Source organism: Clostridium tetanomorphum, assembly GCF_017873215.1.
Lineage (GTDB): Bacteria > Bacillota > Clostridia > Clostridiales > Clostridiaceae > Clostridium_AO > Clostridium_AO tetanomorphum.
The window spans coordinates 56,362-73,249 of the sequence record NZ_JAGGKA010000013.1; the positions used below are offsets into that span (position 1 = coordinate 56,362).

The 16,888-nt window shown below is 26.1% G+C and carries 19 protein-coding genes; 10 read left to right on the forward strand and 9 right to left on the reverse strand.

Annotated features, from left to right (window positions below):
• Positions 1 to 83 precede the first annotated feature (83 nt).
• The 4 genes from J2Z24_RS13095 (at position 84) to J2Z24_RS13110 (ending at position 2,601) form a co-directional block, all read left to right on the forward strand.
• Positions 84 to 329 (forward strand): AbrB/MazE/SpoVT family DNA-binding domain-containing protein, encoded by a 246-nt coding sequence (locus J2Z24_RS13095; RefSeq protein WP_035148221.1) that lies wholly within the window; start codon positions 84 to 86, stop codon positions 327 to 329.
• 185 nt (positions 330 to 514) lie between these two features.
• The gene (locus tag J2Z24_RS13100; RefSeq protein WP_051593280.1) at positions 515 to 1,573 is read left to right on the forward strand and encodes an SH3 domain-containing protein; all 1,059 of its coding nucleotides are present in this window, start codon (positions 515 to 517) and stop codon (positions 1,571 to 1,573) included.
• A gap of 38 nt (positions 1,574 to 1,611) precedes the next feature.
• The gene (locus J2Z24_RS13105; protein WP_035148222.1) at positions 1,612 to 1,980 is read left to right on the forward strand and encodes a hypothetical protein; all 369 of its coding nucleotides are present in this window, start codon (positions 1,612 to 1,614) and stop codon (positions 1,978 to 1,980) included.
• Positions 1,981 to 2,157: 177 nt separating this feature from the next.
• The gene (locus tag J2Z24_RS13110; RefSeq protein WP_206538605.1) at positions 2,158 to 2,601 is read left to right on the forward strand and encodes an OsmC family protein; all 444 of its coding nucleotides are present in this window, start codon (positions 2,158 to 2,160) and stop codon (positions 2,599 to 2,601) included.
• Between the two features lie 68 nt (positions 2,602 to 2,669).
• Here J2Z24_RS13110 and J2Z24_RS13115 read toward each other — a convergent pair whose 3' ends face one another.
• From J2Z24_RS13115 to J2Z24_RS13140, 6 genes are all read right to left on the reverse strand, one after another.
• The gene (locus J2Z24_RS13115) at positions 2,670 to 4,031 is read right to left on the reverse strand and encodes an FAD-dependent oxidoreductase (protein WP_051593281.1); all 1,362 of its coding nucleotides are present in this window, start codon (positions 4,029 to 4,031) and stop codon (positions 2,670 to 2,672) included.
• A gap of 23 nt (positions 4,032 to 4,054) precedes the next feature.
• A complete protein-coding gene (locus J2Z24_RS13120; RefSeq protein WP_035148224.1) occupies positions 4,055 to 4,933 on the reverse strand; it encodes a DMT family transporter in 879 nt (292 codons plus the stop codon).
• 12 nt (positions 4,934 to 4,945) lie between these two features.
• Positions 4,946 to 5,197, reverse strand: coding sequence for a hypothetical protein (locus tag J2Z24_RS13125; RefSeq protein WP_035148225.1), 252 nt, complete (start codon positions 5,195 to 5,197; stop codon positions 4,946 to 4,948).
• A 23-nt stretch (positions 5,198 to 5,220) separates the two neighbouring features.
• The gene (locus J2Z24_RS13130; RefSeq protein ID WP_051593282.1) at positions 5,221 to 7,446 is read right to left on the reverse strand and encodes a sensor histidine kinase; all 2,226 of its coding nucleotides are present in this window, start codon (positions 7,444 to 7,446) and stop codon (positions 5,221 to 5,223) included.
• Between the two features lie 194 nt (positions 7,447 to 7,640).
• Positions 7,641 to 9,209, reverse strand: coding sequence for a sensor histidine kinase (locus J2Z24_RS13135; RefSeq protein ID WP_035148226.1), 1,569 nt, complete (start codon positions 9,207 to 9,209; stop codon positions 7,641 to 7,643).
• A gap of 27 nt (positions 9,210 to 9,236) precedes the next feature.
• Complete coding sequence (locus tag J2Z24_RS13140; protein WP_035148227.1) at positions 9,237 to 9,938, reverse strand: response regulator transcription factor; 702 nt, start codon at positions 9,936 to 9,938, stop codon at positions 9,237 to 9,239.
• Between the two features lie 258 nt (positions 9,939 to 10,196).
• Here J2Z24_RS13140 and J2Z24_RS13145 point away from each other — a divergent pair, with 258 nt between their 5' ends.
• The 4 genes from J2Z24_RS13145 to J2Z24_RS21955 all read left to right on the forward strand — a co-directional run bounded on the left by J2Z24_RS13145 (position 10,197) and on the right by J2Z24_RS21955 (position 12,479).
• Positions 10,197 to 10,571 carry a GntR family transcriptional regulator gene (locus J2Z24_RS13145; protein WP_035148228.1) on the forward strand — a complete coding sequence of 125 codons (375 nt, stop codon included), beginning with the start codon at positions 10,197 to 10,199 and terminating at the stop codon, positions 10,569 to 10,571.
• Positions 10,572 to 10,583: 12 nt separating this feature from the next.
• Positions 10,584 to 11,438: an ABC transporter ATP-binding protein gene (locus J2Z24_RS13150; RefSeq protein WP_035148229.1), complete on the forward strand. Its 855-nt coding sequence runs from the start codon at positions 10,584 to 10,586 to the stop codon at positions 11,436 to 11,438.
• Positions 11,439 to 11,453: 15 nt separating this feature from the next.
• Complete coding sequence (locus tag J2Z24_RS13155) at positions 11,454 to 12,101, forward strand: ABC-2 transporter permease (protein WP_035148231.1); 648 nt, start codon at positions 11,454 to 11,456, stop codon at positions 12,099 to 12,101.
• 87 nt (positions 12,102 to 12,188) lie between these two features.
• Entirely contained in the window at positions 12,189 to 12,479 is a 291-nt protein-coding gene (locus J2Z24_RS21955; RefSeq protein WP_085059064.1) for an ABC-2 transporter permease, read from the forward strand.
• A 109-nt stretch (positions 12,480 to 12,588) separates the two neighbouring features.
• On the opposite strand, the gene J2Z24_RS13165 is transcribed toward J2Z24_RS21955, so the two are convergent.
• Both J2Z24_RS13165 and ymfI read right to left on the reverse strand, forming a co-directional pair.
• Entirely contained in the window at positions 12,589 to 13,425 is an 837-nt protein-coding gene (locus tag J2Z24_RS13165; RefSeq protein WP_111947696.1) for a response regulator, read from the reverse strand.
• A 223-nt stretch (positions 13,426 to 13,648) separates the two neighbouring features.
• Entirely contained in the window at positions 13,649 to 14,398 is a 750-nt protein-coding gene (gene ymfI / locus J2Z24_RS13170) for an elongation factor P 5-aminopentanone reductase (protein WP_035148234.1), read from the reverse strand.
• Positions 14,399 to 14,599: 201 nt separating this feature from the next.
• Here ymfI and tpx point away from each other — a divergent pair, with 201 nt between their 5' ends.
• Positions 14,600 to 15,094 (forward strand): thiol peroxidase, encoded by a 495-nt coding sequence (gene tpx / locus J2Z24_RS13175; RefSeq protein ID WP_035148235.1) that lies wholly within the window; start codon positions 14,600 to 14,602, stop codon positions 15,092 to 15,094.
• A 93-nt stretch (positions 15,095 to 15,187) separates the two neighbouring features.
• On the opposite strand, the gene J2Z24_RS13180 is transcribed toward tpx, so the two are convergent.
• Positions 15,188 to 15,448: a DUF3892 domain-containing protein gene (locus J2Z24_RS13180; RefSeq protein ID WP_035148236.1), complete on the reverse strand. Its 261-nt coding sequence runs from the start codon at positions 15,446 to 15,448 to the stop codon at positions 15,188 to 15,190.
• 190 nt (positions 15,449 to 15,638) lie between these two features.
• Here J2Z24_RS13180 and J2Z24_RS13185 point away from each other — a divergent pair, with 190 nt between their 5' ends.
• Entirely contained in the window at positions 15,639 to 16,808 is a 1,170-nt protein-coding gene (locus J2Z24_RS13185; RefSeq protein WP_035148237.1) for a hypothetical protein, read from the forward strand.
• Positions 16,809 to 16,888: the final 80 nt, after the last annotated feature.

Here is a 16,888-nt window from a genome sequence, read left to right on the forward strand (position 1 = left end):
AAAATATATTGACTATTTATGTTATTATTGCTATTATTTAATTAAATAAAGTCGAATATTGTTTTAAGGAGGAATTTAAAAAAATGAAATCAACAGGTATAGTAAGAAGAGTTGATGAACTTGGCAGAATAGTTATTCCAATTGAATTAAGAAGAACTCTTGATATTGAAATAAAGGATTCTTTAGAAATTTTTGTAGATGGGGAACATATTATATTGAAAAAATATAATCCATCTTGTATATTCTGCGGTAATGCAAAGGATGTAGTTAATTATAAAGGAAAAAATATCTGTAAGCAATGTCTTGAAGAATTGAAATCAGATAAATAATTATTTACTATCCCCCTAGTTTTAAAGGTACATTTATTTGTACCTTTTTTTATTTAAGTTAGTTCATCTCTTAAGATTCACTTAGATGAATTTTATTAGAAATTGTCGAATTATATTAAATTTAATTATTCTATGTTTAATACGATAATTTCTATAGATTTAAAATACTTAGGAGGTGTAACTTAATGAATAAATTTAAAAAAATTATACTTATTTCTTTTATTACCACTTCATTTTTATATAAACCTTTATGTATTTCAGTAAACGCATACAACAACTCAATGCCAGACACATACAACAGCGCTTACAATAATGATAATATATTTACACTATCTGGCTATAAAGGGCAATGTACTTGGTTTACTTACGGCAGGATACTGGAAAAATTAAATATCAAACTTCCAAATACATTTTATGGTAATGCTATAGATTGGTGGTATGATAATGAAAAAAATAATGCTTTTCCTTATGGAAGTGAACCAAAAGAGAATTCCATTGCCGTTTGGGAAGGTGGTAATTTAGGTTATGGACATGTAGCATTTGTAGAAAATGTAGAAGAAAATCAAGTATATTTTAATGAAGGAAACTTTTCTATAAGAGGAGATTATGATAAAGAATTAAAATGTCTTTCTAAGGAGAATATAAAAGATAGAGGAAATTTACATCTTAAGGGATACATATACATAAATAAGGATACTACTATAGATGATGCCATAGTTAATACTAAGGAAAATAGTATAGAGAATATTAAGCAAACATCTTCTATAACTTCTCAGTTACAATATGGTAACCCTAAAATAAGTGCTACTTCATACTTAAATATAAGATTAAATCCTTCAATTAATTCTAAAATATGTGGTAGTTTAAAGGTTAGCGATAAATTTTTAATATTATCTAAAGTAGGAGATTGGTATAAAATAAAATTTAATTCTATTTATGGTTATGTTAGTTCTCAATATGTAACTATTATTTCTAAAGTCTCCTCTACTGAAAAAACAACTTTAAAACAAACTACTAATAATATTAATACTGTAACTAAAAAAAATTATGCTATAGTATCCTTAAACTCTAAAAATTCAAGATTAAATATTAGAACTTTACCTTCTGAAAAAGGAAAAGTTATTGGTTCCTTAAATAATGGATTAAAAATTCACATTATCGGTAATTTTGGCGCATGGTATAAAATAAATTATAACGGTATTGTTGGATATTCTTCTTCTCAGTGGTTAAAAATTGTAAAATAAAATTATATTAAATAAAGTAACTGTAGGAGTGATACTATTTGAATAAAAAAATTAAGATAAAAATATCTGAAAAAGCTTATGATGAAATTATAAAAATGTTAAATATTCATAATGAATACGATTGTATAAGATTTGCTTATTCACCTGGATGTTGTAAATCACCTAGAGTATCCATATTATTAGATAATATGGATACTACTAAATTAATAGATAAAATAGATGAAATCAATATAATCTATGATGAGGAATTAATAAATAATATAAATGAAATTCAACTAATTTATAAAAACAATGGTTTTTTTATAAAAGCATTACCTAAAAATAATAATTCACCTTGCAGTCATAATAATAGTAATTGCTCCTTATGCTCAAAAAAATGTGGAAATTGTCATAAAAATAATAGTTAACTCTATAAATACTGTTGAGTTTTTTATAAATGATTGCTATACTAATGATTAGTATAGCAATTATTTATTATAAAGTTATTCCTCATTTCACATAGCTAAAGCCAATTTATAAACATGTGAAGTATAACTAATAGTCACTTTGGAATAATCTTTATAAATTTAAAGGAGTGATTTATAATGTTAAGTACATTAAAAGCTACTGCAAAGAAATTACCTGAAGGCTTACAGGTAGAAACTGATTCAAGAGGATTTAAAATATCATTGGACGAGCCTGAAGATTTAGGTGGAACCAATAAAGCAATGAATCCTATGGAGCTTGTTTTATGCGGATTAGGTGCCTGTCAATCAATAGTGGCTTCAGCCTTTGCTGAACAACAAGGTATAGATCTTCAAGATTTTTGGATTGAATTGGAGGGAGATTTTGATCCTGAAGGCTTCTTAGGCATTTCCGATGTAAGACCTGGTTATTCAGAAATAAGATTTAAAATGCATATAAAGAGCAACTCTTCAGAAGAAGATATCAAAAGATTTGCAGATTTTATAGAAAAAACTTGCCCTGTAGGAGATACTTTAGCAAATACAGTTAAATTAGTAAGAACTGATGTAATCATAGAAAAATAGTTTAAGTTCATATAAAAAGCATATAGTGTAGAAATACTTAAATTCTAACACACTATATGCTTACTGTATTAATTGTTTAAATTGCCTTCCGCAACTATTCCACATTGGATTACAGGACTATTTACAGTAGAATAAGGTGGTGAATAAGCTAAATCAATATTTGCAAGATCTTTGCCGGTTCCTCCTAAAGACACTATTGCTGCAAATGTATCAATAGCTTTATCTACTCCTTCTCCTCCTATAATTTGAACCCCTAATATTCTATCACTATTTTCTTCACATATTAATTTGATATCCATTTTAGTTGCCCCTTCCATATAGGACGGCTTATTAAATGTCTTAACTTTTAATATTTTTCTTTTTATCCCCCCATGTTCTAATTCATTTTCATTCATGCCTAAAAAAGCTACAGTTTTATCAAACATTTTAAATATTCCTGTAGATAAAATACCTTTAAATAACTTATTTTCTCCTGTTATATTTTTACCTGCTATTCTTCCCATTTTGTTAGCTGTACTTCCTAAAGGCCTATATACATAATCTTTATGAATTATAGAAAATACTTCTGCGCAATCTCCCACTGCATATATATTATTTATATTAGTTTGCATCTTTTCATTTACTTTTATAGCCTTTGTTTTTCCTAATTCCACTCCAGCTTTTTCTGCTAATTCTGTATTAGGTCTTATGCCTATTGATAAAATTACCATGTCCGTTTCTAATGTTCTTTTATTTGTCACCACTTCTTTTATTTCATTATCCCCTTTAAGTTCTAAGACAGTCTCATCTTTGTATACTTTTACACCATTTGCTATTATATATTCTTCTAATAAATCTGCCATGTCCTTATCTAAAGGAGGCATTATTTGATCTTTGAGTTCTACTAAAATAACTTCAATGTTCCTCTTACAAAGATTTTCACAAAGCTCTAGCCCAATGAATCCAGTACCAATTATCACTGCACTTTTAGGTTTATTAGTATTTATATAATCTAAAATTTTATCTCCACTAGATACATTTCTCAAAGTAAATACATTTTCTTTTCCTAGCCATTGCTTATTTGGAACAAAAGGCACTGCTCCAGTAGAAATTACTAAATTATCATAGGTATCTTCAAATATTTCATTATTAATTAAATTTTTAATTAATACTTTTTTGTTTATGCTATCTATAACTAATACTTCATGCTGTGTCTTTATATCTATGTTATATTTCTCTTTAAAATACTCATTATCTCGTGGAACAATTTCTTTCCTATCTTTAATTATCCCTCCTATATAATAAGGAAGTCCACAACCAGAATAGGATATATCTTTATCTTTTTCATATATTGTTATTTCTAAGTTAGAATCATTTCTCCTAGCTTGAGTTCCTGCAGTAGTTCCCCCAGCAACTGCACCTATTATAATAAGTTTTTTATTTTGTTTCATATAATTCCCCTCCTTTTTTTCTCTTAATTGTTCGATGCTATATTATCATCCTTTTTGTTATATATAAACACTAATAAAGATGAACCAATTATTAATATATAACCGATAAAACTAAATATATCTGGCATCTCCCTCCATAGCATAAATGCAATAATTTGAGAAAAAATTATATTAGTATAGTTATATATAGAAACTTCGGAAGCTGGTGCGTATCTGTAGGATATAGTTAAAGCAAATTGAGCTATTGCAGCAAATACACCAGACAGAATTAAAAATACAAGTTGTTTAAAAGATAATGGTTGAAAATTCACCATCATTAAAGGCAAACAAATTAATGTAGATATAAAAGAGAAGTAAAATACTACTGTATAAGAACTTTCTTTATTTCCTAAATATCTAACTATAGTATATGCTGCTGCTGCAAATATAGCTGATAAAACCCCAATTATAGCTGGTAATACACTCATATCAAACTTTGGCTTTATTATAAGAATAACTCCTAAAAAAGCTAATATAAGTGAAGGCACTTGAACTTTAGACAATTTTTCTTCCAAAAACCATACTGCAAAAATTGTTATAAAAAATGGATGTATTTTATTTAACATAGAAGAATCCGCCAAAATCATCCTATCTATGCAATAAAAGTAAAACAACATTCCTATGGTTCCAAAAATTCCTCTTAAAATTAAATGCTTTCTATTTTCTTTATTCCCCCAAAAACTTTGCTTGTTTTTTATAATCATTATTGTAGCTACAATAAAACTAATAAAATTTCTAAAAAAGGCTTTTTCTCCTGTAGGAACATCTCCCGATAACTTTACTAAAGCAGCCATTACTGCAAAACAAAGCGAAGACAAAAGCATATATAATACTGCCTTCCCCTTATTACTTAAATAATTCAATAAAAATTCCTCCTATAATGATTCTAATATTTTTTTTGCTATCTCTTCTTCATCTACTTTATCATCAACTTGTATATTAATATTTTGGCTTAGTCCCTTTGCGTTTCCATTAATATATACTATTTCCCCTGTATTATCATCTATTTTTTTTACTACCATAGCTCTGTCACCTTTTTTTATTTCTAGTTTTTCACCCTTTGCAGTTTCTATAAAAAAATCATTAGTAAATTCTATTTCTTGCCCTATTTTATACTTATAACTCAAAACAATCCCTCCTAAAATATAAATTACAAATATATATCCGAAAATTCTATTTTCATTTTTTCTATATTAGTTTGTCCAGAAATATACCTACTTTTTCTAGTATTATTAATGTACCTAACAGGGAGATTTACTATAAATTCACTTCCACATCCAAGTTCGCTGTTTACATATATTGTTCCATTATGCATTTCTATTAAAGCCTTAGCCAAAGAAAGTCCTATGCCACTACCTTCATTATTTCTTGATAAAGACTTATCCACTTGTATAAATCTATGAAAAATAGATTCTTGTTTTTCTTTAGGTATTCCTACTCCATTATCTTTAACGGATATCTCTATATAATTCGTTTTGTCTCTTATATTTACAAAAATATCCCCTCCGTAATCTGTAAACTTTATAGCATTTGAAAGTAAGTTAAGTAGTATTCGCTGAAGTTTCTCCACATCACAAGCTATTACTTTCTCTTCTACATCAGTATCAAAAGTTATTTGTATTCCTTTAATTTTAGCATATTTAACAACAGACATGGTTATATTTTCTATTATACTCACTATATCTGCATTTTCCAAATTAAGTTTAACATATCCAGTATCTATTTTTGTTATATCTATAATATTATTACTTAATCTTATTAGTCTATAACAGTTTTGCATCATCATATTCATGTACCTATTTAATTTAATTATTTTTTCATCTTTAATATCTCTTACAAGTATACTACACATTTGCAAAGCACTAAATATTACATTTATTGGAGTCTTTAATTCATGAGACACATTTGCAAAAAATTCCGTCTTTACTTTATCATATTCCTCTACTTCTCTTAACTGTTTACTTTTTTCCTTTATTCTCTTATTAAGTTCTTCATTTCGTTTTCTTTCAGTTATATCTCTGAGCACACTTAATATTACTTTTTTCCCTTCATAAGTATATGTAGTAGACATTATTTCTACATATATAATTCTTCCATCAGCTCTTTTCAATTTTTGTTCCATTAAAGGCATAATCAACTTTTCACTTAACTTTTCCTTAGTTTTTTCATAATAACTAGAAATTAAATATTTTTTTATATTTTTCCCTTTAACATCATTGATATTTTTCAAACCTAATAGCTTTATACCAGCAGTGTTACAAAATATTATTTCATCTTCGCAAATTAAGTATACTGCATCTGGCAAATACTTCATTAAGCGTCGATGTTTTTTTTCGCTCTCATATAACGCTATTTCAGATTGTTTATGCTTTGTGATATCTCTGCCTATTACTACTAATCCTTTTCTATTTCCATTTTCACAAAATAATGGAACCCTTATAGTATCAAATATTTTAATATTTCCATCTTTTCTAGGAATATAATCTTCTTGTCTATTTATTTTTTTATTCTTCCATACTTCTATGTCATTTTTTTCACAATTCATAAGAGTAGTTTTATAGAAATCGCTTATTTCTCCTAATTCTTTATTACTTTTCCCAATATAATCTTTTCCCTTCAAATCTAAAAGTTGTAACTGAGCATTATTAGCCTCTATCCATTTACCACCTCCATCTTTAAAACATATACAATCTGGCATGGCATTAATTAATGTTCTTAATTTCTCTTCACTTTCTTTTAGTGCCTCTTCTGCCTGTTTTTTTTGCATTATCTCTTTCTTTAGTTGAATTACAGTTTCCCTTAAACTCTTCATATTCTCTTCAACCTTTTTTTCTAGTTCTCCATTTACTTCTTTAATTTTATTATATATAATACTGTTTTCTACCGATACAACTCCATATGCCCATAGCAACTGCATCATTTTAATCTTATCTAAATTAAAAGCATCTTCCTTAATATTATTTTCTAAATACAATATAGCTTTTAGGATTCCCCTAAATAGTATAGGCATACACAATACTGATTTTATGCTATTCTTTTTTATATACTCATCTTCCTTAAATCTATAATCTTTTTTGCTATCTCCTATTACTACTGTATCTAATGTGCTAGATACATAATGTATAATACTTTTTGGTACATCATAATTTTTTTCTATATCATCTATGTAACAACTATCTTTGCATACCTCATCTACTGCTCCTAATGCAATATTATTATTTCCTACTTTTATTATATATCCTTTTTCCGCTTCAGAATTTATAATAGAAAGCTTAAGTAACTGAGTACATACATTGTCTAATTTCATTTTTTCAATATTGAAGGTCTGTTTGATAAATTCTTCTTCTATAATTTTGTTCATACTATGAACAAGCATATCTTTTATAATCCTCCTTATATGCAACAGTATTTTAACAATTGCAAGAATATTTAATATAAAAGCTAAAGTTCAAACAATACACACATTGATAATTATAACAAATAAATACTATTTTGTATCATCTTTGTTTACTTTATTTTTCCATAGAAATAAGCAAAAGAACTCCTTATTATTTAGAGTTCTTTCATTTACTAGCTTATTAACTTTACATAAAAAGTTATTTCATTTTTTTCACATTCTGCCCAAATATCTCCCCCATGTAACTTCACTATATTTTTAGAGATAGCAAGACCTAATCCACTTCCACCTGTTGATTCTGATCTAGACTTCTCCACTCTATAAAATCTGTCAAATAATTTATTCAAATCTTCTTTACTTATATTATCTCCTCTATTTTTTATATAAAATATAGCTTCATTATCTTTTTTATAAAGTCCTATCTTTATATTTCCCGGTTTATAACTATATCTAATAGCATTCATAATTAAATTTTCAAAAACCCTAACCAATTTATCTCCATCAGCTTCTACAATAATATCTTCCATAATGATATCTTTTATAATGGAAATATTATTTTCTTCAAAAATTGGTACAAATTCTTCTATAAGCTGAGCTATTAATTCATTTAAAGCTATTTGACTAGTATTTAACTTTATTCCTTCCCCTGAAAGCTTAGTATACTCAAAAAGCTCATCAATTAAAACTTTAAGCTTCTCTGATTTATTATAAGCAATATTTATATACTCCATCATCTGTTCTTCATCCTTAAATTTCTCATCTTTTATCAAATTTAGATATCCAAGTATAGATGTAAGTGGAGTTCTTAGATCATGGGAAACATTTGTAATTAATTCTGCCTTTGTTTTTTCTATCTCCCTTTCTCTTTCTATTTTATTATTTAATTCTTCAGCCATAAAATTTATATTGTCTGCTAAATGAGCTAATTCATCCTCTCCATTTTTTTTAATTTTATAATTTAATTCTCCCTTAGCCATATACATAACTCCTAAAGCAATTTCTTGTATATATTTTACTTTTCTTCCTGCTATAAAATAAAATGAAAATATAAAAGATACTACAGATAATAATAACGCAAAAAATGATTTTTCTTGTTTATTAAATTTAGTTTCTATTTGTCCTTCTGGTATACCTTTAACTATAATATAGGCTCTACTATCACTAAAATCCACAGGATAAAAATTTATAAATTCTCCTAAATTTTTATTATTACTATTATAATTTCTGTATTCATAAAAATCATATTTAAATGTAGCCGCATTTTTAATTATAGTGTGTATATCCACCTGTGTTTCATCTGCATTTTTACTTTTATATAATACTTTTCCTGATAAATCTGTAATTAAAATTTTGTATTTATTTTCTGCATTTGAATTTATTATATCTTCTATTCTTATTTTATCAGCATAGCTTATCTTATCTTGCTCTAACTGATTTCCAATATTAGATGTTCTTTCTGCCATATTCCTAATACTATTTGAATAATTTATTATAGAATAGGTATTAGTTCTGGAAAAATATGAATTAGTAAAAGTAAAAACTATAAATGATGCTAGTAAACATATTCCAAAACATACAATAAGCTCTAGCCTAATATTCTTATTAACTCTATCCTCTAAATTAAAATATAATCTTTTAAATCTAGCTATAACAGCCCTAAAAGGTTTAGTTAAAAGTTTCCATAACATTCTAAAAGGCTTAGTAAAAAGTCTCCATATCCATCTAAAAGGTCTTATTTTCATAATTCACCTCGTATTCTATTTTATATTCTATAAATTATCTACTTTATATCCTACTCCCCATACAGTCTTAATGTACTTAGGCTTTCTTGGATTATCCTCTACCTTTTCACGAAGTTTTCTTATATGAACCATTACTGTATTGTCAGATTTAAAAAATTCTTCTTTCCATACTCTTTCATAAATCTTTTCTATACTAAATACAATTCCTTTATTTCTAGCCAATAATTCTAATATATCAAACTCTCTTGGAGTTAATTTTACTTCCTTATCTCCTATACTTACCTCATGAGTTGCAGTATTAATAATTAATTCATCTATTTCTATAATATTTTCATCTTTTAATTCCACAGGGACATTAAATTTTTTATATCTTCTAAGCTGAGATTTCACTCTAGCTATCAGTTCTAATGGATTAAATGGTTTTGTCACATAATCATCTGCTCCTGCCGTAAGTCCCCAAATTTTATCCATATCCTCAGTTTTAGCTGACAACATTATTATAGGCATATTTTTCTCTTCTCTTATTTTCATGCAAGCTTCTATTCCATCCATTTTAGGCATCATTATATCTAATATTATTAAATCAACTTTTTGTTGTTCTAATATTTGTAGTGCTTCTTCCCCATTTTCTGCTTTTAAAACTTTAAATCCCTCATTTCCTAAATATATACCTATTAAATCTCTAATTTCTTTTTCATCATCTACAATTATAATAGTTTCCTTCTCCATAGATATCATCCTCCCTATTAACATTGTACCAAATCTGTCCCTACATATTAACATAAACACATTATAAAATAGTTACTTATATTCTTAATAATTTCTTAATTTTATAAACTACTTAAAAAAAGTATGACACACTTTTTTAGAGTACAGATTAAAAATTATAGAGCGCAGATATTGACAATATATAAAATCATATATATACTGTATATATACAATATGTACAGTATGTACGATATATACGCAAAGTAGAGGAGAATTAAAATGAATATAATTATATCTAACTCTTCTGGGGAACCAATTTATGAACAGATAGTAAAACAAATAAAAAGCTTAATACTTACAGGGGATCTTACAGAAGGTGATTCCTTACCTTCTATACGAAACCTAGCTCAAGAGCTAAGAATAAGTGTTATTACAACTAAAAGAGCTTATGAGGAATTAGAAAAAGAAAGTTTTATAGAAACTGTCCCCGGAAAGGGTTCCTTTGTAGCAAGTCAAAATAAAGAATTACTAAAAGAAAAAAGAATGAGACTTATTGAAGAGAAGTTATCACAAGTTGTAGATGAAAGCAAATTAATAAATCTTAGTTTAGATGAACTTATAGAAATGCTTAAAATATTATATGAAGAAATTTAGGGGGAATGTATCATGAACAATATATTAGAAATAAAAAATTTAAGAAAAGAATATGATGATTTTACATTAAAAGACATTAACTTTAATTTAGAAAGAGGCTATATCATGGGATTTATAGGACCTAATGGTGCAGGAAAAAGCACAACTATAAAACTTATAATGAATCTTATAAAAAAGCAATCTGGTGAAATAAATATCTTCGGTAAGGATAATGTAAAACATGAAAAAGAGATTAAGGAAAAGATAGGTTTTGTATATGATGAAAACTATTATTATGAGGATTTAACTATAAGCGATATAAAAAAAATAGTAGCTCCCTTTTATAAATACTGGGATGAAGCAGCTTTTAACAAATATTTAAAACAATTTAATTTAAATCCAGGAAAAAAAGTAAAAGCTCTATCTAAAGGAATGAAGATGAAGTTTTCATTAGCTATTGCATTATCTCATAATGCTGATTTAATAATTATGGATGAACCCACTTCAGGACTAGATCCCGTATTTAGATGTGAAATATTAGATATATTATACGAACTAATTCAAGATGAAAATAAAAGCGTGTTTTTTTCTACACATATAACTACAGACTTAGAGAAGATAGCTGATTATATTACATTCATCAATAATGGTGAAATAGTTTTTTCAGAAAGCAAAGATAAAATTTTAGACAAATATGCCATAATTAAAGGTTCTAAAGAACTTTTAGATAGTTATACAGAAAAAGAATTTATAAAAGTTAGAAAAAATTCATTTGGTTTTGAAGCTTTAACAGATAATGTAGATAAAATAAAAAGAATTTTTCAAAAAGACGTGGTTATAGATAAAGCTTCTTTAGAAGACATTATGGTCTATACTGTAAATAAATAAAAGGGGTGTTAAGTTATGTTAAATCTTATTTTTAAAGATATGATAGTTCAAAAAAGAAATTTGCTGTTTATGTTACTTTATCTTATTATATGCACATTTGCATTTAAGAGTATGTCTGGTGGAGCGATTTTATATGTGGTGACTTTAACTTACATCTTCTTCTTTATTACTGGTTCCTATTCCTATGATGAAAAAAATAAAAGCCATTTAATGATAAGTAGTCTTCCTATTACTAGAACCGAAATCATAATATCAAAATATATTTCTATAGTAGTTTATAATATAATATCTTTATGTACAGTAACCCTATTTATTCTTTTAGTAAAACTTCTTAATCTACCTTTAAATGCTCAATTTTTCACATTAAATGATGTAATTAATATTTTTACTATATCATTAATTTTAGGTTCTATTATGTTTCCTATATATTCAAAATTTAGTTTTGGAAAAAGCAGACTCATAACATTTATTACTTACTTTTTATTCTTTACATTCACAAACTCACTAGGTTCCATTTCAAGAGAAAGTTCTATAGGTTTAACTGGTAGATTTTTAAAAGCTCTTTCTAATAATAACCTTATATTCTTAGCTACCGTATTTTTAATCTATCTTTTGTCTATGTATCTTTCAATAAGAATATACGAAAGCAAAGAGCTAAATTAAAAATGTGAGGAAAGAGTGATTGTATGTTTAACTTAGTTTTAAAAGACTTCCTACTTCAAAAGAAAGTTACCTTAATTATTATAGCTTTTGTATTGTTTTTCATTTATTCTTATAGCATTTTCATTATATTATCCACTATATTTTAAATACGGGTATAACTCTATGAAAAATTTTTCTTTTGCTTTTTATTTTTTATCCTTTATTGCACCTAGCTTTTTAAAAAAACTTATGAATAATAATAGTAGTTTTAATAAATTTATTCAATATATTTTAATAAATCTAAATAAAACACTATTTATAATATTTATATTTACTTTAACTATTTTTAGTATTTCTTTATATATTTCTATATCCATATACAAAAATAAAGATCTTTAAATTAAATAGTTAAATGGACTAAGCTAAATGATTTAAAAAATCAATTTCAACTTAGTCCATTTATAATTTTTTAATATCATAATAAATTGGCATAGGTTTTAAATAGATTTTACTCTATTTCATCTAACTTTTCTTTTAGTAATTCTTCTCCTCTATTTAATAACATCTCTCTTTGCTCACCATCTTCAGGATAACTAACTATTACTTGTTCTATACTATATTTCTTCAATCTCTCATCTATCATTTTCAGTTCGTCATATATTTTTAATATATTTTCTTTTACTAATTCTGCTTCTTCTTTACTAGATTTAGGCATAACTCCTATAAAAGTAGTAAAACCTAATTTAGCAAATAACTGAGGTTTAGGAAATAATTTTTCAACCTCTCTATAAATTAAATCATTTAGTATTAGATACTCTTCACTTACTTCTACCTTTTCATCTTCTTTTTTAGTTTTTACTAAAGCTGCTATTAATATAGATATTTCATATTTTCCTTTTTTCGCTTTTTTCATCTCTTCGTCTAAATAATCCCTAAAGTGAACAAATATAGTTTCTTCTTGTGCTCCTCCCCACTTTCCTCCGCTTCTAATACATTTTACTATTCTATTTACTAACATATCACTATTATAAGGTTTTAATATATAATCCACTGCACCATTTTTTACACATTTAATAAAAGATTTTCTCTTATTTTCTGTGGTGAGCACCATAACAGGGATGTCTATATTTTTATCTTTAATTTTTTTTATAACTCCAAATCCATCTTCTCCATATAAATTGACTTCTAAAATTATCAAATCTATAGAGCCCTTATTTTCGTATAATCTGTTGAAAAAATCAAAAGAATTAGAAGCTTCAATTACTTTTATTTCATTTTCTATAAGCAGTTCTTTTAGCCTATATCTAGAATAAGCTAAATTTTCTAAAATTATAACCGTTTCCATACTTCACCACTCGCATATTATAAATTTTAATTCTTATTTTAATTATACTATAAAATTCATTAATATGTAAATATCTTTTAATTTTTATTATTTCATTTTTATAAAATAATAACGGGCTATAGCACTAAACATAAATCTTACAATATATTGTGTTAACTTTAAACTTTAAACTTGCAAAACAGTATATTGTATGTAAATTTCTTAATGCCACAGCCCTCTAAATTTATATCATTCCCCCATCTACAGTAATAATTTGCCCTGTTATATATTTTGAATTATCACTAGCTAAAAATGCTACAGTTTTTCCTATATCTTCACATTCTCCAAATTTACATAAAGGAATTTCTTCTCGAAGCTCCTTCTTTTCTTCAAAGGATAAGCAACTATTCATTTCTGTATTTATTACACCAGGCGAAATAGCATTTACCCTTATATTTGAAGGTCCCAATTCTTTGGCTAAAGCTTTTGTAAAAGAATTTATTCCTCCTTTTGAAGCTGAATATATAACTTCACAGGATGCCCCTACATTTCCCCACATAGATGAAATATTTACTATAGTTCCTTTTCCTCTTGACAACATATGAGGTACAACATTATGACAACAATTAAATACTCCTTTTAAATTGGTATTTATAATTTTATCCCAATCTTCCTCTTTAGTATCTATAAACAATCCAATTTTAGAAATACCCGCATTATTTACTAAAACATCTATTTTACCAAATTTATTTATTACATTTTCTATTATTTCTTTGCTATCATTATAGCAACCTACATCTCCTTGAAAACATTCAGCATATCCCCCTATTTTTCTAATTAATTCTAAGGTCTCTTCTCCACCTTTCTTATCTTTTCTATAATTTATAGCTATGGTACAACCTTCTTTAGCAAGTTCTAAAGCTATGCCTCTTCCAATACCTCTTGATGCACCTGTAACCAAAGCAACCTTTCCATACAATAAACCTTTTTCCATATTATACACTCCTATATTTAAAAAATATATTACTTCTTAATCTAAAATATCAAATTTAATTATATATTACATAACCATAGTTTTAAAGTTTTTGGAATATAAATGAAAAATTTATTTGACTTTTATATTAAACCTGTGTTATTATATTATTATCAAATAGTAATTATTAATTAATATAGATTTTTGAGGAGGTCATAAATAATGAATGTTAAATTTAAAAATAATCCAGTAACGTTAGTTGGTAACGAATTAAAGGTAGGAGATACAGCTCCAGATTTTAAAGCTATAGATATTAACCTAAAAGAAGTATGTTTAAAAGATACTAAAGGTGTTAGAATAATACTTACAGTTCCATCCATAGATACACCTGTATGCGATTTAGAAGTAAGAACCTTTAATGATAAAGCTAATGATATAGGAGAAGTATCTATATATACTATATCCATGGATTTACCTTTTGCACAAGCTAGATGGTGTGGAGCTCATGGAGTTGATAATGTAACTACTCTTTCTGACTATAAAGATAGATTAGTTGGTAAAAACTATGGAACTTATGTACAAGAATTAGGTTTACTTACTAGAGCTGCTTTCGTTATAGATGGCAATAATAAAATAGTATATGTAGAATATCTAGAGGAAATTGCAAATCAACCTAATTTTGAAGCTATACTTAAAGCAGCTAATGAAGCAAAATAGTTTTTTATTATATAAGGTTCACCTAACCCTCCCTAAAAACTTTAAATATATACAAATAGCATTTCTGCCACTCAGAAATGCTATTTGTATACTTTATTCAATATCTTTTTTATTCATAACAGGTAAATTTAATAAATTATTATTTGTGTCTTTCTCTAGCATACTATTTAAAAATTCTTCTCCTATGTCTGCAACTTCTTCATTAATACCTTTCATAGCACCTTGTTTCGCCATAATAACTGCCTGTTCCTTAGAAATCGTATCTCCATTTTCTAATCTATAAGCTTCTATTTGTCCCAATTCATCTCTAAGAACTCCCACTATAGTGTGAGCAAAAGTCTGATCTATATACATGCTAAAGCACCTCCTATATAACATAAATTTAACATAGGCTAAATTTCAATTTATAGATATACATATAGTATGACCTCATCATAAAAAAATATAAATATTTAAAGTAATTTTAAAATAAAACGACTATTTAATAATAAGGCTTTCCGTTAGATTCATCTGGATGCAATAATTTCTTTATTAGGTGATTTCAATGACAGTTAATTTAAAATATGAATTAAGTAATGTAAAAATAATAACTAAATATGATGTGTTAAAGTTAAAGAAGTATATAGACATTAAATTTAAAAATTCTACAAAAAAAGAACAAGCATCCATATTGTCTAATACAATACATAATGTACTTACAAATTCTTTAAAATGCTTTGAAGATGATTTAAAATCAGATTTAAAAGTAGCCATATTAAAAAATACTTTTTTTAATAACAAGAATATTATATCCTTATATGATATTTTATTAGTATTAACTTCTGTAGAATTTAAAAACAAAATAAAAATACAAGATTTAAGTAATTGGATAAATTCAAATCTAAATATAGAAATTACCACACAAGAGTTACACTCTTATTTAGGAATAGAATCTTATGATAATAAAATAGAAGCTTTCAATAAAGAATCTGCCACTTGCAATAATATAGTAGATATTGACAACGAACCATTAACAGATATATCTTCTGATGTTGCCAATATTGATAGTATAAAAGAATCTGAAGAAATAGTTCATTGTAATAATGACATTTCTATAGGTAGAAATATCATTAAAAATTATAAATTTTGTAGAATTGCTATTATTTCATCTTTGATATTGTTAGTAGTAGGTTTTAATTTTAAAAAAATAGTTCTATTAAAAAACTTATCTTTTAATAAAAAAAATATAAAGCTAGAAACAAAACTTAAAGAGTTATCCTTTGATGAGTATAATGCTGCTTCCGGTATACCAGAATACTTTGATTATAAAGACATAAACTTAGTAAAGTTAAAATCTTTTTTAAAAGAGCAAAATTCTCTTTTAGCAGAAGACCCCTATTTTTCAACTATAATAAATTCTTCAAAAGAATTTAATTTGAATCCACTTATTTTATTTTCTATAACTGGCCAAGAACAATCTTTTGTGCCAAAATCACAAAAAAGCGCCAAAAAAATAGGAAATAATCCCTTTAATGTATTCCATAGTTGGAAAGAGTATAACACAGATATAAAGGATTCTTCAAGAATAGCTGCAAGAACTGTAATAAATCTATGTAAAGATCGGCCTCCAAAGGAAGATCCCTTCCAATGGATAAACAGAAAATATGCAGAAGATAAAAATTGGTGGAAAGGTGTAAAATACTTTTTTGAGAAATTAAATGAAACTGTTAAATAATAAGAGTCATAGTAAATTTTTATTATAAAATAACTATAACTCTTATTATTACCTTTATTTAAACATTTCCTCTACATCTA